The sequence below is a fragment of the Dietzia sp. IN118 genome (assembly GCF_032905965.1).
In the GTDB taxonomy this organism is placed as follows: domain Bacteria; phylum Actinomycetota; class Actinomycetes; order Mycobacteriales; family Mycobacteriaceae; genus Dietzia; species Dietzia kunjamensis.
On record NZ_JAUMSR010000002.1, the window covers coordinates 102,399 to 128,276 of the forward strand.

A 25,878-nucleotide genomic window follows, 5' to 3' on the forward strand; every position below is an offset into this window, starting at 1 on the left:
TGCCCGGCGTGCCGCACGCCCCCTCCACCAGCGCAGAGATCCGCAAGGGTCTTGCCGACTGCTCGACCGTCGGGCTGGGACTCGTCCCGCTCGGTCTGGCGTTCGGGGTGCTGATGACGCAGGCCGGGTTCGACTGGTGGTGGGCACCGGTGTTCTCCATCGTCATCTACGCCGGCTCCATGGAGTTCCTCGCGATCGGCCTGCTCACCGCGGTCACTCCCCTGTACTCGCTGGCCGCCGCGGCGTTCCTGGTGAACTTCCGGCACGTCTTCTACGGGCTGAGCTTCCCGATCGAATCCATCCGCTCCCGGCTCGGCCGACTCTATGCCGTCTACGCCCTCACCGACGAGGTGTACGCGATCACCGCCACCAAGCGGCGCGTGGAGATGACCGGCGCCCGGACGCTGACCATCGCGATCACCTGCCAGTCGCTGTGGGTGGTGCCGGGCATCGTCGGTGCGCTCGTGGGATCCGCGCTGCCGGAAGGACTGGACGGGCTGCAGTTCGCGCTGACCGCCCTGTTCGCCGTGCTTGCGGTGGACGCGTGGCGGTCCTCGGGAGACCTGCCGGCGCCGGTGATCGGCCTGGTCTGCGGCCTGGTCGCGGCGGTGGTCGCGCCCGGTCAGATGCTCATCGTGGGCCTGTGCGCGTTCGTCGTAGTGCTGTTGCTGCGCTACGTCTGGGCCGCGCGCACCGAGCGGGCCGCGACGTGACCGCCGCGGTGCCCGGGACCGCCTACCTGCTCGCCGGGCTGGGCGTGATGTTCCTCGTGACGCTCGCGCTGCGGGCCGCCCCGTTCCTGGCGCTGACCCGGCTGCGCGATTCCGGCGTCGTCCGCTATCTGGGCCGCACGATGCCCGCCGGCGTGATGGTCGTGCTGGTGGTCTACACCCTGCGGGACACGACCACCGAGCTCGGCTCGTGGGTGCCGGCGGCCGTCGCGTTGGGGCTCACTCTGGCTGTGCACCTGGCGTTTCGACGGGCCGCGGCGAGCATCGTGCTGGGGACCGCGACCTACATGCTGCTGCAGACCCTGCTGGTGTGAGCCTGCCGGCCCCGCCTGCCGCTCAGTGGACCACCGGGCACGTGCCCAGGTCGACCTTCCACTCGGTCAGGCCGTTGAGCCACCCCGACCGGAGCCGCGTGGGGTCGCCGAGCGCGGTCAGATCCGGGAAGTAGTCGGCGACGGCGTTGAAGATCAGCTCGAGCTGCATCTTCGCGAGGTTGGCGCCGAGGCAGTAGTGCGGGCCCTGGCCGCCGAAGGTGACGTGGGGGTTCGGATCGCGCAGGATGTTGAAGCTGAAGGGGTCGTCGAAGACCTCCTCGTCGAAGTTCGCGGAGCCGTAGCAGATCAGGACGCGGTCGCTCTTCGCGATCGACACGCCTCCGATCTCGGTGTCCTCCATGGCGGTGCGCTGGAACTGGGTGATCGGCGAGGCCCACCGCAGGATCTCGTCGTAGGCGGTCTCGGGCCGCTCGCGCTTGAACAGTTCCCACTGCTCGGGGTGCTCGAGCATGGCGACCATGCCGTGGGTGGTGGCGTTGCGGGTGGTCTCGTTGCCGGCCACGGCCAGGAGGGTGACGAACCAACCGAACTCCTCGGCGGAGAGATGTTCGCCGTCGACGTCGGCCTGGACGAGCTTGGTCACGATGTCGTCGCGCGGGTTGGCGGCGCGGTCCTCGGCCATGGCGTTCGCGTACCCGATGAGCTCCATGGACGCGATGGCGGGAGCGTCAGGGTCGCCGCCGGCGTCGTAGCTGGTCATGATGTTGGACCACTCGAAGATCTTGTGGCGGTCCTCTTGCGGCACGCCCAGTAGGTCGGCGATCGCCTGGAGCGGCAGCTCGGAGGCGATGGCGGTGACGAAGTCGTCGGCGTTCGACTCGGCGGCGGCGGTGACGATCTTGCGTGCCCGGTCGGCGAGCTCGTCGCGCATGCCGGCCACGCCCCGGGGGGTGAACCCGCGGGAGATGATGCGCCGGTGCTTCTTGTGGATCTCGCCGTCCTCGTTGACGAGCATCGACCGCTGGGCCTCGATGATCGATCGGTCGGTTCCCTCGGCGAACCGCGGGATCATCGTGTTCTCGCCGGCGGAGAACACCTCCCCGGTCAGGCGCGAGATCTCCTTGACGTCGGCATGCTTGGTGACCAGCCAGTAGTGGTCGTCGTCGAACCCGTCGGAGCCCGCGCGCTTCTCGACGCGGTGGATCGGTTCGGTTTGCCGGAGCTTGCGCCACTCGTCGTGGGGGAGCCGCTTGGAGAACAGGTCGGGGTCGGTGAAGTCGAAGCCTGCCGGGATGGTGACGTCCATGGTGTCTCCTGGGGCTGGTCGCCCGCCGGGTCCGGCGGGGATGAAACCGTGAATAGTGGTAACTATATACACGTGGCATTATCCTCGAGTGAGATTCTCGACCGCGCTCTGATGTTGGCGGAGCAGATGTCGGGATCGATCGCGCGCGCGGCGGCGAACTACGACCTGACGGTGCCGCGGCTCGAGCTGTTGTTCGTCCTGGGTCTGCAGGGCGAGTGCAAGCAGGTGGAACTCGCCACGTATCTCGACTGCTCGCCGCGCCAGGTGACCGCGCTGGTGGACGGCCTCGTGGCCAGCGGGCACGTGGAGCGCACGATGCCACCGGACGACCGGCGGGTGCGGCTGGTCAACCTGACGGAGAAGTCACGCAGGATCGTGGATGAGGTGGTGACCGCGCGCGTCGGACTCGCCGAGTGGTTGTTCGAAGGATTCGACGACGACGAGCTGCAGGCGTTCGGCGCGGTGTCCGAGAAGCTGGTCTCCCGGATGAGCGGGCGGGCGCTGAGCCGCCTTCCCGAGCAGTGAGTCGAGCTCGGCCGTTGGGTCACGCCGGCCGTTGAATCAGATCGGTCGTTGAATCAGGCCGAGCAGGTAGCGCAGCCGGTGTCCGCGCGGGCGTATTCGACGAACCCGCGGGAGAGGTAGTTGGGGACGGCGGCGGGGGAGTCGTCGTCGCAGGTGTGCAGCCACACCCGGCGGCACCCGGGCACGTTCCAGGCGATGCGGCAGACCTCGGAGAGGAACCATCCGCCCAGGCCGCGGCTGGCGAATTGGGGGAGCAGGCCGAAGTAGACGATCTCCACGTCGACGCCGTCGTCCCCGACGCCGCCGGAGTTGTTGAAGGCTGGGCCGGTGGTCTCGTCGCAGGGGTTCATGCGGAGTTCGGCGAACCCGACGACCTCGCCGCCCCGGGTCGCTCGCAACGTGCTGACGCACGGGTCGGAGCAGTACGAAGCCCAGTCGCCCTCTGCCCACTCCAACCGATCGATCCAGTTCCAGTCGCCGCCGATCTCGCGGTACATCCGCGAGTTGAACGACGGCTCGGCGGGGAAGACGCGGGAGATGGTCAGCTCCGCACGGCCAGCGGGACGCAGGTGGTCGGCGTCGGTCTGCTGGAAGTAGGTCACGCTGGTCATCGGGTTATTGAAGCACCGCCGCCCTCCCAGACCCAACATTCGCGGGGGGAGGGCGGCGAGGAGATCAGCCACGCGAGGGGCGGAACCTGCGCTGTTCGGCTGACCGCTTGTCGTACCGATTCAGTTGAACGAGATGTGCGGAACACCCGGGATGTTCAGGTTGTTGACGGACCCGGCAGCGGCGTCCTTCGCCTGGTTGAGCGCATCGGTGATTCCGTTCTGCACTCCGACTGCGGCGTGGGGATTGGCTCCGATGGCACCTGCACCTGCACCCAGGGCGGCTGAACCGCCCGCTGCAGCGCCAGTGCCGACCATGCCAGCGATCGCGGTGCCAGCGGTGGCGACTGGGCCGGCCGCCATCGCGGCGCCGACGACAGGTGCTGCGATGGGGCCGAGAGCCATCAGGGCGGAGATGATCATTCCGGAGATGGCGGTGGCTGCTGCGAGCATGAGTAATCTTCTTTCTCTTGGTGGGTGGACCTGACGTGTTCGGCGTCAGGGGATGTTGAGCTGTCTGGGGGCGATTGGCGCCTGGGGGATGATCTCCCCGCGTCCGCCGAGGTCGATGGTGATGGTTTCGGGGGCCGGTGGCGCTGGTGCAGGCGCTGGCGCGGGAGCCGGAGCGGGCGCCGGTGCGGGCCGGTACGGGGCCGGAGCGGCCGGCTGCGCGGGGAACACCGGCGCCCGGACGACCGGCGGCGGAGCTGGCACGACCGGCGCGTGCGCGGCGGCCGGGCGGGCCGGCGACGGCTCGCGTCTCGACGAAGGCAGGCGCTCGCTGCTCACCGGCGCGGTCGAGGTCGCGGAGGTGGAGGACGAAGGTTGCGTCGAGGTAGGGGAGGGTGCGGCTGATGTGAGACCGGACTGCTGCACCGAGGACGCCACCGGCCCAGCCGCTGTGGCTGTCGCCGTTCCCCCGGAGAGCCAAGCTGCTCCCGCTCCCGCCGAAAACCCGAGCAGGGCCAGTCCGGCGAGAACCATGAGCGACATGGATCGGGCGAATGGCGGGCGCGTTGAAGGCATGGGCACCCCTCCTCGAGTTTGTGCCCGTGCGCCAGTCGTCCGGGCGGATGCTGAACCCCTCAGCTCATGCGGCGTGAACATTAAGACTGTGTCGGCGGTGCCTCAACGTTTTCCTCACTAACGAGATCGACTGGCGAATAATCCTGTGGTCTGCTGATATGTCGCCTAACTCGGGGCCTCAGGTGAACCCGCAGGTAACAGCGATCGGTAAGTGAATCGCGGTGACATCACGATTGTGTGAGAAGACTCTGATAAGTGATCGAGATAACAGCGGAAGGTAACCCGCACGGATATCGCGTGACCAGTTGCGAGTCGCCCCGAGATCCGTACTGTCGCGGCATGGCTAACGTACTGATGATCATGTCCGCAGCCGACCACTGGACCCTCAAGGACGGGTCGGAGCATCCCACCGGTTTCTGGGCCGAGGAGTTCGTGGCCCCGTACGAGGTGTTCACCGACGCCGGCTGGTCCGTCACCGTCGCGACCCCGGGTGGGCGTGCTCCCACCGTCGACCAGGCCAGCCTCGGCGAAGGCGCCGGCGACCCCGAGACCCTGGACAAGGTGAAGGCCTCGCTCGACCGGCTCGCGCCCGTCCTGAACTCCCCGGCCGACCTGGCCTCCGTCGATCACAACGAGTTCGACGTCGTGTTCTACCCGGGCGGTCACGGTCCCCTGCAGGACCTCGCCGTGGACAAGACCTCCGGTGCGATTCTCGCCGAGCGGGTGACCGCGGAGAAGCCGCTGGCCATGCTGTGCCACGCCCCCGCGGCCGTGCTCGCGGCCTCGGAGGACGCGTCGTCCTCGCCGTTCGCCGGGTACAAGATGACCGGGTTCTCCAACGTCGAGGAGGAGCAGGTCGGGTTGGCCGAGGGGGCGCCCTGGCTGCTCGAGGACAAGCTCGTCGAGCTGGGCGCCGACTACTCCTCGGCCGCCGAGCCGTGGGCCTCGCACGTGGTGGTGGACCGCAACCTGTACACGGGTCAGAACCCCCAGTCCTCGGAGGAGCTCGCCAAGCGGATCGTCTCCGACCTCGGCTGACTCCGTGCCGGTGAGCCACATCGTCGACCGGCACGCCGTCGTCGACGGCCACCGGATCTCGTTCGGCGTGCACGGCGAGGGCGAACCCGTCGTCCTTCTCCACGGAACGCCCTCGTCGTCATACATCTGGCGCGACGTGGTGCCCGTCCTCACCGAGGCCGGGTACCGCGTCCACGTCTTCGACCTCCTCGGATACGGGCTGTCGGAGCGGCCGCGGAACCCCGACGTCGACACGTCGATCACCGGTCAGGTCGCCGTCCTCGAGGGGCTGTTGGGGGAGTGGGGACTCGACACGTTCCACCTGGTGGCCCACGACATCGGCGGCGGGATCGCGCAACGCTTCGGCGTGCAGTCGACCGGGCGCCTGCGGTCCCTGACCCTCATCGACGTGGTGAGTTTCGACAGCTACCCCTCCGAGCGGACCCGGGAACAGATGGCCGACGGGCTTGACGAGCTGGCCCGCACGCCGGACGCCGAGCACCGGGCCCACTTCCGGGACTGGCTGCTGTCGACGCACAGCGACCCGGCGAACTTCGACCCCGCCGCGCTCGACGTGTATGTCGACCTCATCAGCGGGCCGATCGGCCAACCGAGCTTCTTCCGGCACCAGGTCGCGCACTACGACCCGCGCCACACGCTGGAGATCTCCGACCAGCTGGACAGGCTCGGTCGGATCCCGGTGCAGCTGGTCTGGGGCGCCGACGACACCTGGCAGGTCACCGACTGGGCGCACCGCCTCCACGCCGCGATCCCCGGCAGCGAACTGCATCTCATCGAGAACTGTGGCCACTTCGCCCCGGAGGAACGCCCGGCCGAGGTCGCCGCGGCACTCCGGGCATTCCTCGACGCCCACCGCGGCTGACGGGGCCCACGGCGCTCCGGGTCCGAGGTCCCGGCCGGACCCGGGACCGCCTCCGTTGCCGGGGCCCGTGTGAGGATTGTGCCCGTGACGCAACCGACAGAGTCGAAGGTCCGAGGCTGGGCCGCGCTCGCCGTGGTCACCTACGGCGCCGTGGTGGTGGCGCTGACCATGCTCAAGGCCTACTTCGTGATCGGTCTGCTGTGGCGACCGGAATCCCAGCGCGGTCGCTCGGTCGAATGGGTACCGTTCGCTCAGTTCAGGGGCGCCCAGACCTGGTTCGGCCCACTGTTCGACGCACTCGGCAACCTGGCCTTCTTCGTGCCGCTCGGGGTGCTTCTGTACATCCTGCTGGAGGGCCGGGCCAGGGCGGTCCTCGTCGTCGTCGTCACCGGAGCGGCGATCAGCGCGACGGTCGAGGTCCTCCAGTACGTCCTCGCCCTGGGACACTCCGACGTCACGGACCTGCTGTTCAACACAGCCGGGGCGCTGGTCGGCGCCCTCATAGCGCGCGCCTGCGGCCCGCGCCTCCACCCACTGTGGATCGGTCTCGCGCTCACCACCGCTGCGGTGTTCGCCGTCCTTGTCGTCCTCGGTCCGCGCCTGGGCGACCCCGCCGCAGTGGTGGAGCTGGGGACGGACAGGCCGCCGGCGCGGTGACCCGCGGCGGGCTCGTCACGCCCCCGGAGCCTCCTACGCTCCCGCGCCGCGGTCGGTGTCGGCGTCGGTGCCAGTGTCTGCGGCCCGCCCGTACCGGCCGGCCAGCCACGCGCACACGATCAACTGGATCTGGTGGAACAGCATCAGCGGCAGGACCAGGAGCCCGATCGGCTGGCCGACGAACAGCACGGCCGCCATCGGCAACCCCGTGGCCAGCGACTTCTTGGACCCGCAGAACTGCACGACGCGCTTGTCCCGGTCCTCGAAACCCAGGGCCCGGGAGGCGAGTTCGGTCAGACCCAGCACCACCGCGAGCAGCACGCAGCACGCGACGATCAGCCAGGCCAACTCGCCGACGCCGATCGTCGACCAGATCCCGTCGGCGACCCCGTCGGAGAACGCCGCGTAGACCACCAGCACGATGACGGTCTTGTCGAACAGGGCGATCCGCTTGATCCTGCGGATGACCGGCAGGACCCAGGTCCGCAGGAGCTGGCCCACCACGAACGGCAGGAGCAGCTGCAGGGCGATCGTGCCGACCGAGCCCCACGTGATGACCACGGACCCGTCGGTGGTCATCAGGGCGAAGACCAGCAGGGGAGTGATCACCACACCCAGCAGGTTGGACACCGACGCCGACACCACCGCCGCGCTGACGTGCCCGCGGGCGATCGCCACGAAGGTGATGGACGACTGGACGGTCGACGGGACCAGCGTGAGGAACAGGAACCCGGCGGCCAGGGAGGCGCCGAGCACGGGCGTGAGGAGCCACTGGCCGAGCAGGCCGAGGAGCGGGAACAGGAGATACGTCGAGGCGAGCACGACCGAGTGGAGCCGCCAGTGCGTGAGGCCGACCACCAGTTCCCGGGGCTCGAGGCGCGAGCCGTAGAGGAAGAACAGCACGGCGATGCCGATCGTCGTCACCCAGTCGAGCGCGTCGGCCGCGCCACCGGTGGCGGGCAGGAACGCGGCGACCACCACCGCGGCCAGGATCGCCAGGATGAACGGCTCGATCCGGAGACGGCGCAAGATGCCCATCCGCCTATTCCACCACCAGGGCGGCGGGGGGCGACCGATAGGCTCGGCACCATGACGGAGCGCGGGCAATGACCGGACAGGCCGGACAGACCGGGCAGGCCCCGGAGGGGTGGCGGCCCAGGGCGTTGCGGGACGGCGAGGAACCGGACCCCCGGTTCACGCTCGCCAACGAGCGCACCTTCCTGGCCTGGATCCGCACCAGCCTCGGGTTGACGGCGGGCGCGGTGGCGATGGAGGCCTTCGCGGGGGACGAGATCCCCGAGATCGTCCGCACGCCGCTGGCCTGCATCCTGCTGGTGCTGGCGGCGGTCCTCGCGATCGTGGCGTTCCGGCGGTGGATCCGGATCGAGGCCTCGATGCGTCACCAGCGGCCGCTGCCCATGCCGCAGGCATCCATCCTGCTGGTGCTGGGGATCTCGATCGGCGCGGTCCTGCTCATCGTGGCGATCCTGGGCGGCACCTTCGCATGAGCACGCCCCGGCAGCGGCGGATCGGGGTGGAACCGCGGGCGGTTCCGCCCGACGCGGGATTGGCCGCCGAGCGCACCAGCCTGTCGTGGGCCCGGACGTGGGCCGTGGTGGGCGTGAACATCATCCTCATCGCCAAGCTGGTGGCGGAGACGTCGGTGTTCTGGGCGTCGGTGTTCTCGTTGCTCACCGTGGTCCCGCTGCTGGCGCTGCTCCGGGTGCAGCGCCACCACGAGCGGCGGGTCGGGCGGTTCGTCCGCGGGGCCGAGGTGCCGCAGACCCGGGCGGCCCACAACGTCGGTCTGGTGGTGTTGGTCGTCGTGATGGCCACCTGCGGCCTGGTCGCCGTGCTGGTCAGCCTGTCGACCTAGCAGCTGAGAGCGCGCGGCCCGGCCCCGCGCGGGTGGTCGCCGGGGCCGGGAGCGGAGGTGTCAGGTGTTCTTGGCCCGCCCGCTGAGGGCGTCGCGGAGGCGGTCGACCATGCCGACGCCGGGTCCCAGGGTCATGTGGAACAGCTCGGAGTGCGGTGAGCCGGGGTGCGGCCGGGTGGGGGCGATCTTCTTGGCGGCCTCGACCTTGCGGCCCAGGTCGACCAGGTCCTCGGCGGAGATGTGCTTCCGCATCTTGGGGAACTGGTCCGCCTCCTCGTCGTCGGCGTGGTGGTCGAGGAGTTCCTTGAACCGCTTCACGGTGGCGATGAACTCGGCGCTCCCGGCGTCCAGGCCCTCGAGCTCCTTCATCACCTCTTCGAGTTCCTGGTGCTCTTCCTTGTCGTGCTCGACCTCGTCGGTGCCGCCCGGGACCTCGCGCTCGTAGACGGGGTAGACGAACAGTTCCTCGGCCACGGAGTGGCGCACGACCTCGGCGATGGCGGAGTCGGCCAGCGAGCGGCGTTCCTCGGCGTCGGCGGTGTTCTCGATCATCTCGAGCAGGCCGACCATCTCGCGGTGGTCGGCGGTGAGGATGTCGACGACGTCCCCGGCGGCTGCGGTGTCGGCCATGAGGCTCTCCTTCGCGGTGTGAGACGGATGGACCTCTCGACCGTAGAGGCGGCCGTGCGCGACGGCCACCGGACCGACGGCCACCGGAGGAGCCGGGGACCTGCTCGGTGGCCGGTTCAGGGGCGCGTGCTCTCCGTCTCGCACATGCCCTGCAGGACGCAGGTGCCGCAGCCGCCGGTCACGCCGCAGTCCGCGGCGGGGTCGCCGGGAGTGGAGCCGGCGGGGGAGCAGGAGGCGGCGCCGTCGGTGGAGGAGCCCGCGTCACCGCAGGTGGAGGCATCGGAGGCGGCGGGGTCGGGTGCGCCGGCGGAGTGGCCGCCGCAGCCGTCGGGGCCGCAGCCACAGCCGCCCTGGTCGCCGGATGTGGCGTCCCATCTGGCCGCCGCGCGTGCTCCGGCGAGGCCGGCGACGCTGAGCAGGGCGAGGGAGGCGACGAGGGAGACGACGACGACGAGGCCGCCGACCCATCCGCCGATCAGTCCCAGGGCGAGCGCACCGAGCAGCAGGACGAGACCGGAGCCGAGGAACGAGGGTGCGGCGGCGCGGTTGGCGAGCTCCCAGGCCTCGGGGGAGCGGCGGGTCTCCGGGGTGCGTACGCCCAGGACGCCGTTGCCGGGCAGTCTGCCGACGAGCGCCGCGACACCCGTGCCCGCGAGCACGAGGCCGAGCCCCACTAGGAGCACCATGACCACCACGAGCACTGCGTTCACGCCACCGAGGGTACGCCCGCGACGTCGGATCTCCGATTCGACTCAGCCCCGCCGGGACCCCGGACCAGGGCGAGCAGCCGGGCGAGTTCGCGCTTGTCCTCTGCGCTGAGGCGGTCGAGGAACTCCCGCCGCACCGTGGCGACGTGATCGGGCGCGGCCTTCTCGATCTCGGCCATGCCCTCGTCGGTGGTGGACACGAACGCCCCGCGACCGTCGTCGGGGCAGCTGGTGCGCTCCACGAGTCCGCGCTTGACCATCCGGGTGACCTGGTGGGACAGGCGGCTGCGTTCCCACTGCAACGCGTCGGCGAGCGCGGTCATCCGCAGCGGGCCGTCGGCCTCGCTGAGGTAGACCAACACCTCGAACTCGGGCTCCGTGAGGCTCGACGAGGTCTTGAGGTCGCGCTGGATCTCCAGGTGCAGGCGCCCCTGGATGGCGAGGTAGTCACGCCACAGCGCCTTCTCCTCGTCGTCCAACCATCGCACGTCCTGACCCGGAACCTGTTCAGCCATGCACCCAGCGTACCCGGTTGGTTGACACAACACATAGGGCCCCGCAAGGAATGTGTGTCACATCATCTACTGAGGGAGTCGCATGCCGACCACGACCGCCACCACTCACCCAGGCGGTGGCCGTCCTCGTCGTCGTCGTCATGGTCGGTGCCTACGCCTACGTCCACAAGGCCGCCGGCATCTACGCCGCCGACGGTGGCTGGGAGCTCGTCGCCGTGATCGGCCTGACCGTCGCCGTGTTCGGTCTGGTCGGCACCGGACGCTACAGCCTCGACGCCCTCATCGCCGGGCGTCGCGCCGCCAGGGGCTGATCAGCCCCGCCCTCGGCCGACGGGGCGGTGCCCACACGCTGACGCGGCCCGACCCGCCCCAGGGTTTAGGCTGGACACCGCCTGCGTGTGGGCACCGGCGATACCAGGGAGAGCAGACAACCGTGAGCAGCAGCGACCAGACCGTCACCGGCGTGCAGTCCGAGACCGGACCGCAGTCCGACACCGGACCGGCCCACCGCTACGGAGCCGGGTTGGCCGGGGAGATCGAGTCGCGCTGGCAGACCGAATGGGCCGAGCGCGGCACGTTCGAGGCCCCGAACCCCGTCGGCCCCCTCGCCGACCCGGACGGCGCCGCCCCGCCCGAGGACAAGCTCTTCGTCCAGGACATGTTCCCCTACCCGTCGGGCGCCGGCCTGCACGTCGGCCACCCGCTCGGCTACATCGCCACGGACGTCTTCGCCCGCTACAACCGCATGCTCGGCACCAACGTCCTGCACACCCTGGGCTACGACGCGTTCGGCCTGCCCGCCGAGCAGTACGCAGTCCAGACCGGTCAGCACCCGCGCGTGACCACCGAGGCCAACATCGCCAACATGGAGCGCCAGCTCGGCCGCCTCGGCCTGGGCCACGACCGCCGCCGCGTGTTCGCCACCACCGACACCGACTTCTACCGCTGGACCCAGTGGATCTTCCTGCAGATCCACGGCTCCTGGTACGACCCCGAGGCCCCCGCCCGCGCGATCGACGGCGGCGAGCACCCCACCCGCACCGGCCGCGCCCGGCCCATCGCGGAGCTGGTCGAGCAGTTCGTCTCCGGTGCCCGCCCCCTGCCGGGCGAGCACGCCGGCCGCGACTGGGCCGAGCTCTCACGCGCCGAGCAGGAGAAGGTCCTCGACGCCCACCGGCTGGTGTACCTCTCCGACTCCACGGTCAACTGGTGCCCCGGGCTGGGCACCGTCCTGGCCAACGAGGAGGTCACCGCCGAGGGCCGCTCCGAGCGCGGCAACTTCCCCGTCTTCCGCAAGAACCTGAGCCAGTGGATGATGCGGATCACCGCCTACGCCGACCGGCTGGTCGACGATCTCGACCGCCTCGACTGGACCGACAAGGTCAAGTCCATGCAGCGCAACTGGATCGGCCGCTCGCAGGGCGCCCGCGTCCGCTTCGCCGTGGCTGACCAGTCCATCGAGGTGTTCACCACCCGCCCCGATACCCTCTTCGGCGCCACCTACATGGTCCTGTCGCCCGAGCACCCGCTGGTCGACGAGCTGGCCGGCCCGTTCTGGCCGGAGACCGGCGCGGGCGGTGCGACCGGTGCGACCGGTGCGACCGGTGCGGGCGCCGGGGGCGCGCTCGACGAGCGCTGGACCGGCGGCCACTCCTCGCCCGCCGAGGCCGTGGTGGAGTACCGCCGGCGCGCAGCGCAGAAGACCGACCTGGAACGCCAGGAGAACAAGGAGAAGACCGGCGTCTTCCTCGGCGTCCACGCCATCAACCCGGTCAACGGCGAGCAGATCCCCGTGTTCGTCGCCGACTACGTGCTCATGGGCTACGGCACCGGCGCGATCATGGCCGTGCCCGGCCACGACGCCCGCGACCACGAGTTCGCAGGAGCCTTCGGCCTGCCCATCGTGCAGGTCGTGGAGCCGGCGGACGGTGCCGGGATCGACGTGCAGGCCGAGGCCTTCACCGGCGACGGCGTCGCCGTGAACTCCACCAACTCCGGCGGGCTGGTGCTCGACGGGCTGGCCGTGGACGAGGCAAAGGCCGCCACCATCGACTGGCTCGAGGGCCAGGGCACCGGCGAGGGCACCATCCAGTACAAGCTGCGCGACTGGCTGTTCGCCCGCCAGCGCTACTGGGGCGAGCCGTTCCCGGTGGTCTACGACTCCGACGGCGTGCCCCACGCCCTGCCCGACGAGCTGCTGCCCGTCGAGCTGCCCGAGGTCGAGGACTACAAGCCCGTCTCGTTCGACCCCGACGACGCCGACTCCGTGCCCTCCCCGCCGCTGGCCAAGGCCACCGACTGGATGACCGTCGAACTCGACCTTGGCGACGGCCTGCAGACCTACACCCGCGACGCCAACGTCATGCCCAACTGGGCCGGCTCGAGCTGGTACCAGCTGCGCTACATCGACCCCACCAACTCCGAGCAGCTGTGCGCACTGGAGAACGAGCGCTACTGGACCGGGCCCCGGCCCGAGACCCACGGCGCGAACGACCCGGGCGGCGTCGACCTCTACGTCGGCGGCGTCGAGCACGCCGTGCTGCACCTGCTCTACTCCCGCTTCTGGCACAAGGTGCTGTTCGACCTGGGCCACGTCACCAGTGAGGAGCCCTACCGCCGCCTGTACAACCAGGGCTACATCCAGGCCTTCGCCTACACCGACGCCCGTGGCGTCTACGTGCCGGCGGCCGAGGTGACCGAGCGCGACGGGAAGTTCTACTGGACCGACACCTCCGCCGGCGCCGACGCCGCCGAGATCGAGGTGTTCCAGGAGTACGGGAAGATGGGCAAGTCGCTCAAGAACTCCGTCTCCCCGGACGAGATCTGCGACTCCTACGGCGCCGACACCCTGCGTGTGTACGAGATGTCCATGGGCCCGCTCGACACCTCCCGGCCCTGGGCCACCAAGGACGTCGTGGGCGCGCACCGCTTCCTGCAGCGGCTGTGGCGCGTGGTGATCGACGAGAACACCGGCGAGGTCCGCGTCACCGACACCGAGTCGGCGGGCGGCGCGCCGGGCGAGCACGTGCTCAAGGCGCTGCACAAGACCATCGCCGGGGTCCGCGACGACTTCGCCGGCCTGCGCGACAACACCGCGATCGCCAAGCTCATCGAGTACGTCAACACCCTGACCAAGACGTACCCGACCGAGGGGCCGGGCGCGCCGCGCTCGGTCGTCGAGCCGCTGGTGCTCATGGTGGCGCCCGTCGCCCCGCACCTGGCCGAGGAACTGTGGTCGCGGCTCGGGCACACCGGGTCGCTCGCCCACGGGCCGTTCCCCGAGCACGACGAGTCCTACCTGGTCGAGGACTCCGTCGAGTACCCGGTGCAGATCAAGGGCAAGGTGCGCTCGCGCATCACCGTTCCCGCCGACGCCACGCCCGCTGATGTCGAGGCCGCGGCCCTGGCAGATGCCAAGGTGCAGGAGAACCTCGCCGGGGCGGCGCCGAAGAAGGTCATCGTGGTGCCGGGCAAGATGGTCAACATCGTCCCCTGAGTCCGGCCCCAGATCCGGCCCCTGTTCTGGCCCCGGCCCCAGATCCGGCCCCGGCCTCGAATCCGCTACCCGGATTCCGGATCCGCTACTCCCGTGCGGGTAGCCGATCCGGAATCCGGGTAGCGGATGTCGTGGTGGGCGGGGTCTCCGGGGAGGTGGCCGCCCTCAGCCGGCCCGGACGAACACCGCCGAGGACGAGACGATCAGGTACGCCGTGGTGACCATCCACATCGCATAGGTCGCGTACAGCCACGGCCGCCACCGGATGCGCTGCTTCCACCGCCGGTAGGTCGTCACGCCCGCCGTCACCGCCAGGATGACCGACAGCAGCAGCGGCAGGACGACCACCTCGACGCGGTCGGCGGTCATACACAGCGCCCCCTCGTCCGTGCACTCCTCGTCAATGCCGCCCTCCAGCATCACGATCACGGTCGCCATGACCACGATCGCGACGATCGACAGCAGCACGTACCGGAAGGCCTGGTTGGCCTGCCGCTCGTTCCGCTCGAGGCGTTCGAGCGGGTCGTCGAAGTCCCCGTGGGCGCTGTGGTCTCCGTGGGCGCTGTGGTCCCCGTGGTCGCCGGATGTCATCCCTACCGCCCGCCGAACCCGTTGTGACCGCCCGCCGCGGCCACCTCGTCCACCGTGTCCAGACCCAGCTGCTCGTCCGTCACCGGCGGGAAGAGCGGACCCCCGCCGAACGCTCCGCGGTGCGACAGGGGGACCTCGCCGTCGTCGTTCCTTATCCCCTTCTCGCGCCCGTACTCGGCGGTGATGACGGTCGAGCCGCTCATCCGGGCCAGGTCGGGGTCGTCGGCGAGGGCGGCGATGACCCGTCCGACGAAGGTGGGGTCCTCGGCGCGGTCCAGCGGGAAGCCGTTGAAGTCGTCCATCCCCAGCGACAGCAGCAGTTCCGTGCGGATGAGGCCCAACCACAGCGAGAGGGTGGAGACCCCGGTGCCGGCGAGTTCGTGCGCCATATCGGAGGCCATCTTGTCGAGGGCGGTCTTGCTCATCCCGTAGAGCACGGTGTGGAACGGTGCGCAAGAACCGAACGACGAGATGTTCACCATCAGCCCGGAGCCCTGCGGCACCATCACCTTGGCGGCCTCGCAGCTGGCGACGTAGTGCGCGCGCAGTCCGACGCCCATGAGGGCGTCCCAGTCGCCAGCGGGCCGCTCCCAGAACTTGCCGTTGAACCCCATGAAGCCCTTGGGGTTGGTCCACACGTTGTTGACCAGCAGGTCCAGGCGTCCGGTCTCGTCTGCGATCCGGGCGACGACGGCGACGATCTCGTCATCCCGGGAGTGGTCGCATTCGAGTGCGCGGATCTCGCCCGGGGCGCCGGAGGCCGCGTCGATCGTGCCCTGCAGGCTCTCGGCGGACCGGCCGGTCACGTAGACCGTCCACCCGGCCTGCGCGAGTGCGGTGGCCACACCGCGTCCGACTCCGCGGCTGCCACCGGTCACCAGGGCGACGCGGGCGCTCACGAGTCCGCTCCGGCGGTGGCGGCACCCGGGACGGTGTGGACCTCGGGGTAGGTCACGGTGGCGTCGTCGAGGGTGCGGGTGACCGACCAGCCCGGGGTGAACAGGCATTCGGCCATCACCCAGCGGCCGTCCTCGATGACATACGCATCCGAGTACTCGTCGGTGGAGAGCGTCTCGGTGCCCTTGTCCCGGTCCACCTGGCGGAATTGCAGGGTCCAGGTCCCCGTGGCGCGCTGCGGTGGGCTGCTCGGTCCGTCGCCCTCCACGACGATCGACGGCATGAAGCCGTGGTGCATGTCGAGGATCCGCGGGCCGCCGTCGGAGGCGGTCGCGAGTGCGATCTGACGGAAGACCCCGACCATCGTGTCCGGGTCGGTCCGCCCGAGGGGGCCGAAGTCCAGCACGCCGCCGGAGGCCACGAAGCAGGACCGGAAGCCCTCGGGATCCTTGGCGTCACAGGCCCGCCAGTAGCGGTACTTGAGCTGTTCGATCGCCTCGCGGGCGCGGACTTCCTCCTCGTACTGCATAGGGCTCACGTTAGCGTAGGGAGCATGAGCCGAACACTGGTCGAACTATCCGATCGCTGGGACCTGCAGGACCTCATGACCAGGTACGCGACCTGCATCGATTCGCGCGACTTCAACGGGTTGGACCGGGTGTTCACGCCGGACGCCCGCGTGAGTTACGCCGCGTCCGGCGGCCCGGAGGACGACTACCCGGCGGTGCGGGCCTGGCTGGCCGAGATGCTGCCGATCTTCGCCGCCACACAGCACCTCATGGGCAACCTCGAGGTGGGCCTGGACGGCGACTCGGCCACCGGGCGCTGCATGTGTTTCAACCCGATGGCGCTGAAGCCGGTGGAGGAGAAGGACCAGCAGGTGTTCTTCTACGGGCTCTGGTACCTCCTCGACTTCGTCCGCACGGGCGACGGCTGGCGGATTTCCCGCCTCAGCCAGCAGCAGGCGTTCCACCACAACCTGCCCTGAGCCGGGGCGGGCCCGCCCCGGCCCGGCCCGGTTCGCGCCGGCCGCCTCAGACGGTCCCGCAGGAACTCGGCGCCGGGCGGTCGAGGACGCGGTCCAGGAGGTAGCGGGCGTTCGTGGACCGCTCGGAGAGCATCGGGATGGCGTGGTCGATCACCAGGCCGGGGGCGATCGACGGCACCTCGGCCGTCCGCAGCTCCACGGTGGTGCCCTGTTCGCACCAGTCGCGGACGAGGTCCACGGCCGTGTGGTGCGGCACGACGTCGTCGTTCCTGCCGATCATGACCAGCGCCGGCACCGCAGGCGCGACCCTGCCCAGGTTGTAGCCCTCGAGCACCCGGACGATCTCCGGCTCCGACCGCGCGGCGTCGCCGAGCGAGCGGCCGTCCACGGTGAACTCGTTCGTGCGCTTCAGGCCGTAGGCGAACGCGGTCTCGGCGACGCACTGCCCGGCGGTCACCTCGAGCATGCGCTGCCCCTCGGCGTTGAGATGCCGGTCGAACGCCGGACGCAACTCGGGGTGGACCTGCAGGATGCCGTTGATCGCGTATCCCACCGCGCCGGTGAGCAGGCCGCCGTCCACGCGGTCGAGCGTGCCGAGCATGTCGGACGGCGGCGCTCCCGCCGCGATGCCGACCAGGTTCACGTCGGGTGCGTAGTCCGGCTGCATCTCCCCGGCCGCGGCGGCGGCGCCACCGCCCTGCGAGTAGCCGCTGACCACGGTCTTGGAGTCGGGCGCGAGGTCCGTGCCGGGAAGCCGCACCGCCGCGCGGGCGGCGTCGAGGGCCGACCGGCCCTGGGAGTCGCGGTTGACGTACGGGTGGTGGCCGGGCGTGCCGAGCCCCTCGTAGTCGGTGACGACGACGGCGAAGCCTTCCATCACCATCGTGAGCGCGTCGATGATCGCGTACCCGGCGGCCATCGACGGGGGCGCGGTCTGGATACCCAGGCCCACCTCCATGGAGCGCGACGCCGCGCACTGGTCGCCCTGCCCCTGCGTGCCGGGCGTGACCACCGCGAGCGGGCGCGGCCCGGGGCCGGTCCAGGGCGCCTTGGGCTGCAGGAACGTGCCGGTGACGGCGATCGGAGCGCCCGCGGCGCCGGTGGAGCGGTACATGATCCGCTGGGCGTCGGCGGGCAGCGCACCGCCGTTCATCACATCGGGCAGGCTCGGCGTGATGGTCATCGGCTGGGTGCGGATGATCGCGCCCGGGTCGGCGGGGAGCTCGGCCGGCGGGACGTAGAACGCGGTGCGATCCGGCGCGGTGGACGACCCCTGGGCGGCGGCCTCGGGTGCGCCGAGCGGGCCCGTGGCGGGGGCCAGGGCGACCGCGACGCCCAGCGCGAGTGCTCCGGCGACGGTGGACGGTCCGGATGATGTGCGCCGGCTGGACGGTGTTCTCACGAATGCTCCCGGGGTCGAGACCGCGCGGCAGAGGACCCACGCCGATGGGACAGAACCCTAACGCGTGTCGAGTCGCCGGTGTGGTCCACCTCACGGCCGTCCGGACCCTCGTGTGGCAGCCTCTTCTGAACACCGTGAACTTCCCGGTGGCCGGTGTCCGACCCCGCTGTTACGGTGAGAGCGTGCCCAAAGACGTGCTGATGTGCTGGCGAGGCGGACCGACGTGGTCCCGCATCGCCCACGCCGTCTTGGCGTAGTACCGACGATGCGAGGGCCCGCCGGGATCGGTCGGGCCGCATCCGCCATGCGAGGCGGTCTCCGACGGAACCCGGGTTAACGATTCAGACCCCACGGCCCGGAACAGGACCGGGCCAGCCGACTTCAGGAGAGTCCCCAGGTGACCGCAAGTCCCCACACCACCTTCCACGCGCTCGAGGACACCGACGTCCTCGTCAGTGCACGGTCGCTGGACGAGTACACCGATATGTTCGGCCTGGACGAGGCCGACCTGAAGGGGCGCATCGTTGACTGCCCCGGTGGCGCGGCCAGCGCGGTGGCCGAGATCTGTGCGGCGGGTGGCGACGCCGTCGCGGTGGACCCGCAGTACGCGCTCGGCGCGGACGACCTCCGCGGCCGGATCCTCGAGGACGTCGAGCGGTCCCTGGCGCAGAAGCACGCGCGTGAGTTCGACTATGACTGGGACGTCCGCGGCGGGGTCGTGGGGCACGAGGTCATCCGCCGCTCGGCGGCCGACCGGATGCTGGGCCACCTGGCCACCGCCCCCGAGCGGTATGTGGCCGGGGCTCTTCCCTCGCTCCCTCTCGCCGACGACTCGGCCGACCTGGTGCTGTGCTCGCACCTGCTGTTCACCTACGCCGACCGCATGGATCTGGCCGACCATGTCGACGCGATCGTGGAGATGGCCCGCGTCGCGCCGGAGGTGCGGATCTACCCGCTGGTCGACCACGCCGGGAACCCGTTGCCGGAACTGGTGCGCTGTGTGATCGCCAAGCTCAAGAAGGAGCGGCTGATCAGCCGCATCGAGCCGGTGATCCGGCCGTTCCAGCTGGCCGCCACCACGCGGTTGGTCGTCGAGCGGAACGGCCGCCAGCGCCCCTAGGGTTCACGGCCGGCCGGCGGGGTTCACGGTTGGTCGGCGGGTGCCAACCGGAGGATCTCCTGCCCGGTGAACGGTGAGACCCCGGCGGTGGCGACGAGCGGCTGTGGGCCGCCCACCTCGAGGGTCAGGCCGGGCTGGAAAATCGTCCCGGTGGCCAGCGAGTAGGCCACGAGGTTGCACATCTCGGCGTAGACGGCCGCGGGCGGAGCGTCCACGTCGAGTCGCTCGAGGTCCATGCGACCGAATCGGCCCATCCCACTGGTGTAGACGCACGAGGTGGTCTCGGTCTGCATCCCGGCCCGCACCCCGACGAGCGCCGGTGCCGGCACGGGGTTGCCCGTCACGAGATCGCGGTACGGGCCGGCCGGCAGGGTCGCCGCGGCGCCGCCCACGCTCACGGCCACCGCGCCGGGCAGCGCGGTCAGGGCCGCCGTGACGTTCGCAACCGCCAGCTCGCAACGGAGCGTGTCGAGCCGGGGGTCCAGGTACTCGGGTTCGCCCGGCTCGCCGTCGTCCCCGATCGGTCCCCACCGGAACGCGGCCACGACGACCTGGGACCGGTGCGACTCCACCACGGCCTCACCGCCGTTCCAGGCGGCCAGGTCACGCGTGTACTCGATGGCTTCCGGCACCGGCGCGTCGACCGCGGACACGATGACCGTCGCGTCCTCGACGTAGACGGCGGTGGCGGGGTCGTCGTCGGTGCCCCGCTCGACCTCGTACGACCCCTCGAAGATCTCGGTGAGGAGTTCACCGACCTCGTCGTGGCCGGGGGCGGGCCGGTCGAGCAGGACGATCGCCACCGGGGTCTGCTTCCACGACAGGTCCTCGCCGGTCTGCGGGTCGACGGCGGGCTGGTCGGGCTGCGGCGTGTCGGTCATGGCCCGAGGCTAACGCCTCGCCCCTGCCGCAGCACTGCCGCGACCGGCCACCGCGCCCGCACCGCCGCCCAGCCCGCGATGCCGCCGGGTCAGTTGAGCAGGAAGTCGATCACCAGGCGCTCGAACTTGTCCTTCTGCTCGATCATCGCCCAGTGGCCACAGCGGGAGAAGGCGTGGAGCTCGGCGCGCGGGAGCTGGCGGAAGGCGAAGTGGGCCTGCTCGTAGGGGAGCATGCGGTCGTCGCGGCCCCAGATGAGCATGGTCTCCTGCCGGATCTGCGAGGCGCGGGCGTACAGCGGCGTGTAGGCGTTTTCGGGCTTGAGGATCGAGCCGAACACGGAGTACATCCGCTCGACGGCGCCCGGGGCGGTGGCGGCCTCGGTTCGGGCGCGGATTAGGTCCTCGTCCACGACCTTCTTGTTGCCGACCATCGTGTCGACCCAGGCCGCCATGGCCTTGTCGGACGGCTCCGCGAGGAATTCGAACAGCCGACGCGATCCCTCGCTCGGCTCGGGCGTGAACAGGGGAGCAGCCAGGCCGCCGGGGCCCATGAGCGCCATCTTGCGGACCCGGTGCGGGTAGGCCAGAGCGGTCTCGCAGGCGACGTTGCCGCCCATGGAGTTACCGATGATGTCGACCTTCTCGATGCCCTTGGCCTCGCAGAACGCGTCGATAGCCTCGGCGGCGATGAGCGGGTAGGCCTTCTCCCACTCCAGGTCGGAGCTCTTCCCGAATCCCGGCATGTCCAGCAGGATGGTGTGGAAACGCTCGGCGAAGACGGGGAAGTTGCCGGCGAAGTTGGACCACGCGGTCACGCCGGGGCCGGATCCGTGCAGGAAGAGGACGGGGACCGCGCTCTCGGGCTCGGCGACGCTCTGCTCGCCCGCCTCGTGGTAGTGCAGCTCGAAGCGGCCGGCGGTGATGGTCTTGCTGGTGGACTCGAAGTCGAGGGCGCTCATGCCCCCCACGCTACTAGAACACGTTCTAGGAATCCCACCGTCGTCCGAAATTAAGTCAGCCGCGCGGGGAGTCCCTGAAACATCCCCGCGCGGCGATGGCGAAACTCTAACCTGAAATCGCGCTGGGTGACAAGTCGGTAACAATTATGACGGGTGTCACGCCGGCTGCACTAACGCCGTTGACGCTGGCCAGCATTTATGAAGTGCCACATATGGACGGTCGGTGTAGATGTGGGTGGCGATGACCGCTTGGCCACCCCGGGCTCGTCACCCCGGCGTCACCTCATGACCCGGTCGAGGAACGCGGTGGCGTCCGGGATGGCGGCGTAAACGGTCCCGCTGTGGTCCCGGTCCGGGTAGACGTGCAGCTCGAGCGGCTGCGCGTTGAGGGACATCTCCGCAGCCAGTGACAGCGCCGAGGGGGCGGGCACGTCCATGTCGAGCAGCCCCTGGCCGAGGAACACGGGCCGGTCGTAGCCCATTGCCGGCGTGCCCATGTAGCGGCGGAGGTGTCCGAAGACGTCGGGGATCTCCTGCAGTGGCCGCGCCAGCGCCTGCGAAACCTGGAAGCCGCCGACCTTCTCCCGCATCGCGGAGTAGCAGAGCGTCTCGGCGGCGTCGACCATCTCGCGACCCTGCGGTGTGAGGAGCCCGTTGATGTCGAGCTCCGGGTGCTGGTCGCGGAACCCGGCGAGGATGTACATCGCGTACAGGTTGAGCCCGGTCGGGAGGTTCACCGGCGGGAATCCGGGGCCGCCCCACTGGAACAAGTGCTCTATGTTCGCCGGCGCGCCGGTCGCCACGACGCCCCGGTAGTCGAGGCCCGCCGGCGCGCCCAGTGCGGTGGCACGGGTCGCGGTGACGAGTGCGGCGCCGGCGCCCTGCGACTGCCCGACGAGTCCCCACCTGGCGGACAGCGGCAGTCCGTCTGCTCGCGCCGCGGTGATCGAGTCGACGATCCCGCTTGCGGCCGCCTGCCCGTTGAGGTAGCTGAGCAGCCCGGGGGTGCCGAGTCCCACGTAATCCGCGGCCACCACGGCGTATCCGCGGTCCAGCCAGTGGCCGAGGTAGTCGGCGTCGCGCTCGGAGCGTGGCTGGGTGGACGGAGCGCAGTCGTCGCCGAGGCCGGTCGTGCCGTGCGCCCACGCCACGACGGGCCAGCCGCCGGGGGGCGGGGTTCCGTGCGGGAGGAACACGGCGGACGTGGCGATCGCGGTGCGGCCGTGCTGGTCGACCGTCCCGTACGCCTGCCGCACCGCCCGCCCGGCCTGCGGCAGCGAGAGGGCCGGGTCGAGCGGGACCGTCGCCGCGGCGACGCCGGGGGAGGGGACGGGTAGGTTCCATTCGCGGGTGTCGAGCCCGGACCAGGTGGGCTCGGGGTTGGGCGCGGGCTGCGCGTTCGCGGTCGGAGCGGTGAGGGAAGCGACGACGACGAGGGCCGCTGCCGCCACCGTGAGCGTCCGCGGGGAGCGCCGAGGAGTGAGGGAGTTCATACCCGGAGGGTAGTCGGTTCCTCGCCCCGCTTCGGGGCTGTTGACGATGCCCCGGCGAGAGCTCGGCGGGAGCCCCGTCGGCCGATCCGCCCCCGCGGCTACGGCCGGCCTGTCCGTGGCGACGGCCGAATTCCACGCGGGAGCGTCGTGGGCTGCGACGGTGCCTGAGGAGACGATCGACATCCCTGACCTCGCCGGACAGACCTGGCTCATCACCGGCGCGACGAGCGGGGTCGGGTTGGAGACGGCCAGGGCGGCGTCCCGGGCGGGAGCGCGGGTGATCCTCGCCGTCCGTGACACCGAGCGCGGGCGGCAGGTGGCGGCGCGGTTGCCCGGTGAAACCCGGGTGGTGGAGGTCGACCTCGCCTCGCTCGAGAGCGTCCGTCGGGCGGCGGGCGAGCTGACCGGCGTCGGTGGTGGCGACGCGGAAGGGCGGGTCGGCGGGCAGATCGGCGGGCAGATCGGCAGGGTGGCCGGCGAGAAAGCCGACGGGGAGGTCGAGCAGATCGACGTGCTGGTCAACAACGCCGGCGCCATAAGCCCGCGCCGGTGCGAGACCGCCGACGGGTTCGAGATGCTTCTCGGCGTCAACGTGCTGGGCCCGTTCCTGCTGACGAACCTGCTGTTGCCGCTGGTGCGGCGACGGGTGGTGATCGTCGCGTCCAACGCGCACAAGAGTGGATCCTTCGATGTCGATGACCCGCATTGTCGCCGTCGACGGTGGACCCCCGCCGCGGCCTACGCCCAGTCCAAGTTCGGCGACATGCTGTGGGGCCTGGCGCTGGACCAGCGGCTGCGGGACGGGAGGGCCGAGGCGGCGGCGGCGGGGGTGGACGTGCAGCTCACCCACCCCGGCTGGGCGGCCACGGGGATCTCGAACGCCACCGGCAACGCGGCGATCGACCGGGTGGTGACCGGCGTCTGTTCGATCTTCGCCCAGCCCGCCGCGCAGGCCGCGCTCACGACGATGTTCGCCGCGACCCGTCCGCTGCCGCCGTGCAGCTACACCGGGCCGGACGCGATGCGGCACCTGCGGGGGATGCCGACGCTCATCGGCCGCAGCGCCGAGGCGTCGGACCCGGCGATCGCGGAGCGCTTCTGGGAGTTCGCCGCGGCGGAGACGGCGACGGACTGAGGCCGCCGCGGGCAGCCCGCGGGCTCGTCCGAGGGTTAGTGCAACCGAGGGGTTGCACTACGGCTCTGCGCGTGCCAACTTGGAAGCACAGGTGCACCCCGCGACCCAGCATCCACCGAGCGGAACGCACCGTGAGGGAAGGAAGCCCGATGAGCGAGAACCGAACGGCCGGAACCAGCCCCGCCGCTACGACCGACGACGTGCCGGACGAGATCGTCCGCAGCATCCGCATCGACGCCGAGGCGCAGACCGTGTGGGGCATCATCTCGGAACCGGGGTGGTTCATCAACGACGGCGAGTGGACCGAGCACGAGATCACCACCGAGGGGGACGTCTCGCGCGTGGTGGACCCGGTGCACGGCGAGTTCAGCATCCGCACCGTCGAGCTGGACCCGCCCCGCCGGGCGGTGTTCCGCTGGCTGGGCGGGCAGGTCGGCAGCGTCGACGAGTTCCCGTCCAACACGATCGAGTTCACGGTCGAGCCGCAGGGTTCCGGCGTGGTGCTCACGGTGCGGGAGACCGGATTCGCCGGCCTGAGCAGCGACGCAGTGGTGCGCCGCCAGCGGTTCGAGGATAACTCCGCCGGGTGGGCGACCGAACTCGACCTCGCCCGGCGCCGGGCGGAGGATCGGGCGTGAGCGACGCCCCCACCGACTCCCGCGCGGCCGAGGGGGAGGGGCTGTCGGACCTGCTCGCGCCCGAGGCGGACGGCGTCTTCGCCGCTCTCGCCGACCGGACCCGCCGCCGCATCCTCGTCCGGTTGGCCGATCGGCCGGACGACGCCGGCGCGGTGGCCGCCGACCTCGGGATCAGCAGGCAGGCGGTGGCCAAACACCTGCGAATACTGGTGGACTCCGGGCTCGTCATCGCGAGCCCACAGCAGCGACGGCAGGTTCATGCGGTCCGGCCCGATCGGATCCGCGAGATCTCCGATCTGCTCGGCGCGGTGTCCCGGGGTTGGGATCGCAGGCTCGCCCTGGTCAAGGAGCACGCGGAACACGCCGAACACGCCGAGCGCGCCGAGCCCGCTGAGTGACCGCCGGTCAGGTGAGGTGGTCGAACTCGCCGTCAACCCAGGCGGCGTAGCGTTCCGCCGAGCGCTGGACGGCACCGCGGGCGTCCTGCGGCACGCAGCCCCCGAAGTTGCTGTAGATGCGGTCGAAGTCGTAACGCGAGACGTGGTCGGCGATCCGGCGGACGACGGCGCCGGACAGCGGCATCCAGTTGGGGAACGAGCGCATGAAGGTCACCCACCCCGGATCCGCGACCGAACCGATCGTGTCACCGGTGAACAACACGCCGCGACCGTCGGGGGCGGTCCAGTGCACCACCACGCTGCCCGGGAAATGCCCGCCGGGCTGGGACGCGCGCACGCCCGGCACGATCTCGATCTCGCCGCCGTCCGCCGGGTCCGCGGCGTGGCCCCCGCCCCACACCACCGTGTTGCCCGGCCGCAGGCCCAGCCACTTCTCGTCCGGCGCGGAGACGTAGACCGGGCAGTCGTCGAACGCCGACGACCACAGTGATTGCACCCCGTACATGTGCGGATGCGAGGCGATGATCGCGGCGAGGCCGCCCCACCCGCGCACCGCGGCGACCGCCTCGTCGCTGATGTAGTTCGGCGCCTCGACCAGCACATTGCCGTGCTCGGTGCGGATGAGCGCCGGCTTCTGCCCGATGCCGGGGGAGTTGATCTGCACGAGGTTGATGACGTCGGTCTCGCGCTCGGCGAACTCGATCGACGCGCCACGGGCCCGGGACTCCTCCGGGTCGGTCCACCGCTGCCCACCGGACGGCACGTACTGGCGCTCGTCCGCGCAGATCGGGCACACCTCCGGTAGCGGCTGCGCGCGCTCGACCCCGCAGGTCGCGCACTGGGTCACCGAGCCCACGGGTGCGCCGCCCGCGTCCGCACCGCGACCGGGGCTCACGGCATGTCCCCCTCGATGTCGACGGCATGCCAGTCGTCGCCTATCTGCAGCTCGAGCGACCCGTCGACGGGGATCTTCTCGGACTGGCTGGAGACGGCGGACTCAAGTGCCTCCTGGGCGTTGTCGAAGTCGCCGAGGTCGATCGTCTGGTCGGGGGTGTGGAGGCGGTAGTGGGGCATGCCACGATTGTTCCTGCCGTACGCCCGGGTCGCATCCGACCGACAGGCCG

At 70.7% G+C, this 25,878-nt stretch carries 31 protein-coding genes; 15 read left to right on the top strand and 16 right to left on the bottom strand.

The window, feature by feature from the left end; translation table 11 throughout:
- The first annotated feature begins 8 nt into the window (after positions 1–8).
- Both Q2K20_RS15975 and Q2K20_RS15980 read left to right on the top strand, forming a co-directional pair.
- A complete protein-coding gene (locus tag Q2K20_RS15975) occupies positions 9–713 on the top strand; it encodes an AzlC family ABC transporter permease (RefSeq protein WP_069388494.1) in 705 nt (234 codons plus the stop codon).
- The gene (locus Q2K20_RS15980) at positions 710–1,045 is read left to right on the top strand and encodes a branched-chain amino acid transporter permease (protein WP_119193280.1); all 336 of its coding nucleotides are present in this window, start codon (positions 710–712) and stop codon (positions 1,043–1,045) included. The genes Q2K20_RS15975 and Q2K20_RS15980 overlap by 4 nt, the downstream gene beginning before the upstream one ends.
- A gap of 22 nt (positions 1,046–1,067) precedes the next feature.
- On the opposite strand, the gene Q2K20_RS15985 is transcribed toward Q2K20_RS15980, so the two are convergent.
- A complete protein-coding gene (locus Q2K20_RS15985) occupies positions 1,068–2,312 on the bottom strand; it encodes a cytochrome P450 (RefSeq protein WP_067720154.1) in 1,245 nt (414 codons plus the stop codon).
- Positions 2,313–2,384: 72 nt separating this feature from the next.
- Between Q2K20_RS15985 and Q2K20_RS15990 the strand changes: the two genes are divergently transcribed.
- Positions 2,385–2,837 (top strand): MarR family winged helix-turn-helix transcriptional regulator, encoded by a 453-nt coding sequence (locus Q2K20_RS15990; protein ID WP_235027764.1) that lies wholly within the window; start codon positions 2,385–2,387, stop codon positions 2,835–2,837.
- Between the two features lie 53 nt (positions 2,838–2,890).
- On the opposite strand, the gene Q2K20_RS15995 is transcribed toward Q2K20_RS15990, so the two are convergent.
- Both Q2K20_RS15995 and Q2K20_RS16000 read right to left on the bottom strand, forming a co-directional pair.
- Positions 2,891–3,448, bottom strand: a complete 558-nt coding sequence (locus tag Q2K20_RS15995; RefSeq protein ID WP_119193279.1) for a GNAT family N-acetyltransferase — start codon at positions 3,446–3,448, stop codon at positions 2,891–2,893.
- Between the two features lie 120 nt (positions 3,449–3,568).
- Positions 3,569–3,898 (bottom strand): hypothetical protein, encoded by a 330-nt coding sequence (locus Q2K20_RS16000; protein ID WP_119193125.1) that lies wholly within the window; start codon positions 3,896–3,898, stop codon positions 3,569–3,571.
- A 912-nt stretch (positions 3,899–4,810) separates the two neighbouring features.
- On the opposite strand from Q2K20_RS16000, the gene Q2K20_RS16005 reads away from it, so the two are divergent.
- The 3 genes from Q2K20_RS16005 to Q2K20_RS16015 all read left to right on the top strand — a co-directional run bounded on the left by Q2K20_RS16005 (position 4,811) and on the right by Q2K20_RS16015 (position 7,028).
- Complete coding sequence (locus Q2K20_RS16005; protein WP_096906399.1) at positions 4,811–5,509, top strand: type 1 glutamine amidotransferase domain-containing protein; 699 nt, start codon at positions 4,811–4,813, stop codon at positions 5,507–5,509.
- 10 nt (positions 5,510–5,519) lie between these two features.
- On the top strand, positions 5,520–6,371 hold the full coding sequence (locus Q2K20_RS16010; protein ID WP_119193126.1) for an alpha/beta fold hydrolase: 852 nt from the start codon (positions 5,520–5,522) through the stop codon (positions 6,369–6,371).
- A gap of 84 nt (positions 6,372–6,455) precedes the next feature.
- Positions 6,456–7,028 (top strand): VanZ family protein, encoded by a 573-nt coding sequence (locus Q2K20_RS16015; RefSeq protein WP_269503321.1) that lies wholly within the window; start codon positions 6,456–6,458, stop codon positions 7,026–7,028.
- A 33-nt stretch (positions 7,029–7,061) separates the two neighbouring features.
- Here the strand turns inward: Q2K20_RS16015 and Q2K20_RS16020 are convergent, their stop codons facing one another.
- Positions 7,062–8,066, bottom strand: a complete 1,005-nt coding sequence (locus Q2K20_RS16020) for a bile acid:sodium symporter family protein (RefSeq protein WP_269503324.1) — start codon at positions 8,064–8,066, stop codon at positions 7,062–7,064.
- Between the two features lie 68 nt (positions 8,067–8,134).
- On the opposite strand from Q2K20_RS16020, the gene Q2K20_RS16025 reads away from it, so the two are divergent.
- Both Q2K20_RS16025 and Q2K20_RS16030 read left to right on the top strand, forming a co-directional pair.
- Positions 8,135–8,536: a YidH family protein gene (locus Q2K20_RS16025; protein WP_069390148.1), complete on the top strand. Its 402-nt coding sequence runs from the start codon at positions 8,135–8,137 to the stop codon at positions 8,534–8,536.
- Positions 8,533–8,904 carry a DUF202 domain-containing protein gene (locus Q2K20_RS16030; protein WP_069390149.1) on the top strand — a complete coding sequence of 124 codons (372 nt, stop codon included), beginning with the start codon at positions 8,533–8,535 and terminating at the stop codon, positions 8,902–8,904. The genes Q2K20_RS16025 and Q2K20_RS16030 overlap by 4 nt, the downstream gene beginning before the upstream one ends.
- 60 nt (positions 8,905–8,964) lie before the next feature.
- Here Q2K20_RS16030 and Q2K20_RS16035 read toward each other — a convergent pair whose 3' ends face one another.
- From Q2K20_RS16035 to Q2K20_RS16045, 3 genes are all read right to left on the bottom strand, one after another.
- The gene (locus Q2K20_RS16035; protein ID WP_159147710.1) at positions 8,965–9,534 is read right to left on the bottom strand and encodes a hemerythrin domain-containing protein; all 570 of its coding nucleotides are present in this window, start codon (positions 9,532–9,534) and stop codon (positions 8,965–8,967) included.
- A 116-nt stretch (positions 9,535–9,650) separates the two neighbouring features.
- Positions 9,651–10,244, bottom strand: a complete 594-nt coding sequence (locus Q2K20_RS16040) for an SdpI family protein (RefSeq protein ID WP_269503329.1) — start codon at positions 10,242–10,244, stop codon at positions 9,651–9,653.
- Positions 10,241–10,756, bottom strand: a complete 516-nt coding sequence (locus Q2K20_RS16045) for a MarR family winged helix-turn-helix transcriptional regulator (protein WP_154831004.1) — start codon at positions 10,754–10,756, stop codon at positions 10,241–10,243. The genes Q2K20_RS16040 and Q2K20_RS16045 overlap by 4 nt, the downstream gene beginning before the upstream one ends.
- Before the next feature lie 116 nt (positions 10,757–10,872).
- Between Q2K20_RS16045 and Q2K20_RS16050 the strand changes: the two genes are divergently transcribed.
- A complete protein-coding gene (locus tag Q2K20_RS16050; protein WP_259820792.1) occupies positions 10,873–11,067 on the top strand; it encodes a hypothetical protein in 195 nt (64 codons plus the stop codon).
- A gap of 122 nt (positions 11,068–11,189) precedes the next feature.
- Entirely contained in the window at positions 11,190–14,252 is a 3,063-nt protein-coding gene (locus Q2K20_RS16055) for a leucine--tRNA ligase (RefSeq protein WP_269503335.1), read from the top strand.
- A 165-nt stretch (positions 14,253–14,417) separates the two neighbouring features.
- Here the strand turns inward: Q2K20_RS16055 and Q2K20_RS16060 are convergent, their stop codons facing one another.
- The 3 genes from Q2K20_RS16060 to Q2K20_RS16070 are packed head-to-tail and all read right to left on the bottom strand — an operon-like array spanning position 14,418 to position 16,269.
- On the bottom strand, positions 14,418–14,843 hold the full coding sequence (locus Q2K20_RS16060; protein ID WP_067720124.1) for a hypothetical protein: 426 nt from the start codon (positions 14,841–14,843) through the stop codon (positions 14,418–14,420).
- A gap of 2 nt (positions 14,844–14,845) precedes the next feature.
- Entirely contained in the window at positions 14,846–15,742 is an 897-nt protein-coding gene (locus tag Q2K20_RS16065; RefSeq protein WP_067720121.1) for an SDR family NAD(P)-dependent oxidoreductase, read from the bottom strand.
- Entirely contained in the window at positions 15,739–16,269 is a 531-nt protein-coding gene (locus Q2K20_RS16070; protein ID WP_317176959.1) for a nuclear transport factor 2 family protein, read from the bottom strand. The genes Q2K20_RS16065 and Q2K20_RS16070 overlap by 4 nt, the downstream gene beginning before the upstream one ends.
- 24 nt (positions 16,270–16,293) lie before the next feature.
- On the opposite strand from Q2K20_RS16070, the gene Q2K20_RS16075 reads away from it, so the two are divergent.
- Positions 16,294–16,728 (top strand): nuclear transport factor 2 family protein, encoded by a 435-nt coding sequence (locus Q2K20_RS16075; RefSeq protein ID WP_159149007.1) that lies wholly within the window; start codon positions 16,294–16,296, stop codon positions 16,726–16,728.
- Positions 16,729–16,774: 46 nt separating this feature from the next.
- Here the strand turns inward: Q2K20_RS16075 and Q2K20_RS16080 are convergent, their stop codons facing one another.
- On the bottom strand, positions 16,775–18,130 hold the full coding sequence (locus Q2K20_RS16080; RefSeq protein WP_317176960.1) for a lipase family protein: 1,356 nt from the start codon (positions 18,128–18,130) through the stop codon (positions 16,775–16,777).
- 397 nt (positions 18,131–18,527) lie between these two features.
- Between Q2K20_RS16080 and Q2K20_RS16085 the strand changes: the two genes are divergently transcribed.
- Positions 18,528–19,250 carry a methyltransferase domain-containing protein gene (locus tag Q2K20_RS16085; protein ID WP_268092858.1) on the top strand — a complete coding sequence of 241 codons (723 nt, stop codon included), beginning with the start codon at positions 18,528–18,530 and terminating at the stop codon, positions 19,248–19,250.
- Between the two features lie 23 nt (positions 19,251–19,273).
- Here the strand turns inward: Q2K20_RS16085 and Q2K20_RS16090 are convergent, their stop codons facing one another.
- From Q2K20_RS16090 to Q2K20_RS16100, 3 genes are all read right to left on the bottom strand, one after another.
- Positions 19,274–20,131 carry a hypothetical protein gene (locus Q2K20_RS16090; RefSeq protein WP_268092859.1) on the bottom strand — a complete coding sequence of 286 codons (858 nt, stop codon included), beginning with the start codon at positions 20,129–20,131 and terminating at the stop codon, positions 19,274–19,276.
- Between the two features lie 89 nt (positions 20,132–20,220).
- Positions 20,221–21,090 carry an alpha/beta fold hydrolase gene (locus Q2K20_RS16095; protein ID WP_120285743.1) on the bottom strand — a complete coding sequence of 290 codons (870 nt, stop codon included), beginning with the start codon at positions 21,088–21,090 and terminating at the stop codon, positions 20,221–20,223.
- Between the two features lie 278 nt (positions 21,091–21,368).
- A complete protein-coding gene (locus Q2K20_RS16100; RefSeq protein ID WP_096906385.1) occupies positions 21,369–22,583 on the bottom strand; it encodes a lipase family protein in 1,215 nt (404 codons plus the stop codon).
- A gap of 160 nt (positions 22,584–22,743) precedes the next feature.
- Between Q2K20_RS16100 and Q2K20_RS16105 the strand changes: the two genes are divergently transcribed.
- From Q2K20_RS16105 to Q2K20_RS16115, 3 genes are all read left to right on the top strand, one after another.
- Positions 22,744–23,718, top strand: a complete 975-nt coding sequence (locus tag Q2K20_RS16105) for an SDR family NAD(P)-dependent oxidoreductase (RefSeq protein ID WP_096907403.1) — start codon at positions 22,744–22,746, stop codon at positions 23,716–23,718.
- Positions 23,719–23,867: 149 nt separating this feature from the next.
- On the top strand, positions 23,868–24,356 hold the full coding sequence (locus Q2K20_RS16110) for an SRPBCC domain-containing protein (protein ID WP_096906384.1): 489 nt from the start codon (positions 23,868–23,870) through the stop codon (positions 24,354–24,356).
- Positions 24,353–24,754, top strand: coding sequence for an ArsR/SmtB family transcription factor (locus Q2K20_RS16115; protein WP_254050548.1), 402 nt, complete (start codon positions 24,353–24,355; stop codon positions 24,752–24,754). The genes Q2K20_RS16110 and Q2K20_RS16115 overlap by 4 nt, the downstream gene beginning before the upstream one ends.
- A gap of 7 nt (positions 24,755–24,761) precedes the next feature.
- On the opposite strand, the gene Q2K20_RS16120 is transcribed toward Q2K20_RS16115, so the two are convergent.
- Both Q2K20_RS16120 and Q2K20_RS16125 read right to left on the bottom strand, forming a co-directional pair.
- The gene (locus tag Q2K20_RS16120; protein WP_096906383.1) at positions 24,762–25,649 is read right to left on the bottom strand and encodes a hydrolase; all 888 of its coding nucleotides are present in this window, start codon (positions 25,647–25,649) and stop codon (positions 24,762–24,764) included.
- The gene (locus Q2K20_RS16125; protein WP_069389860.1) at positions 25,646–25,828 is read right to left on the bottom strand and encodes a hypothetical protein; all 183 of its coding nucleotides are present in this window, start codon (positions 25,826–25,828) and stop codon (positions 25,646–25,648) included. Before Q2K20_RS16125 ends, Q2K20_RS16120 begins: the two co-directional genes overlap by 4 nt.
- Positions 25,829–25,878: the final 50 nt, after the last annotated feature.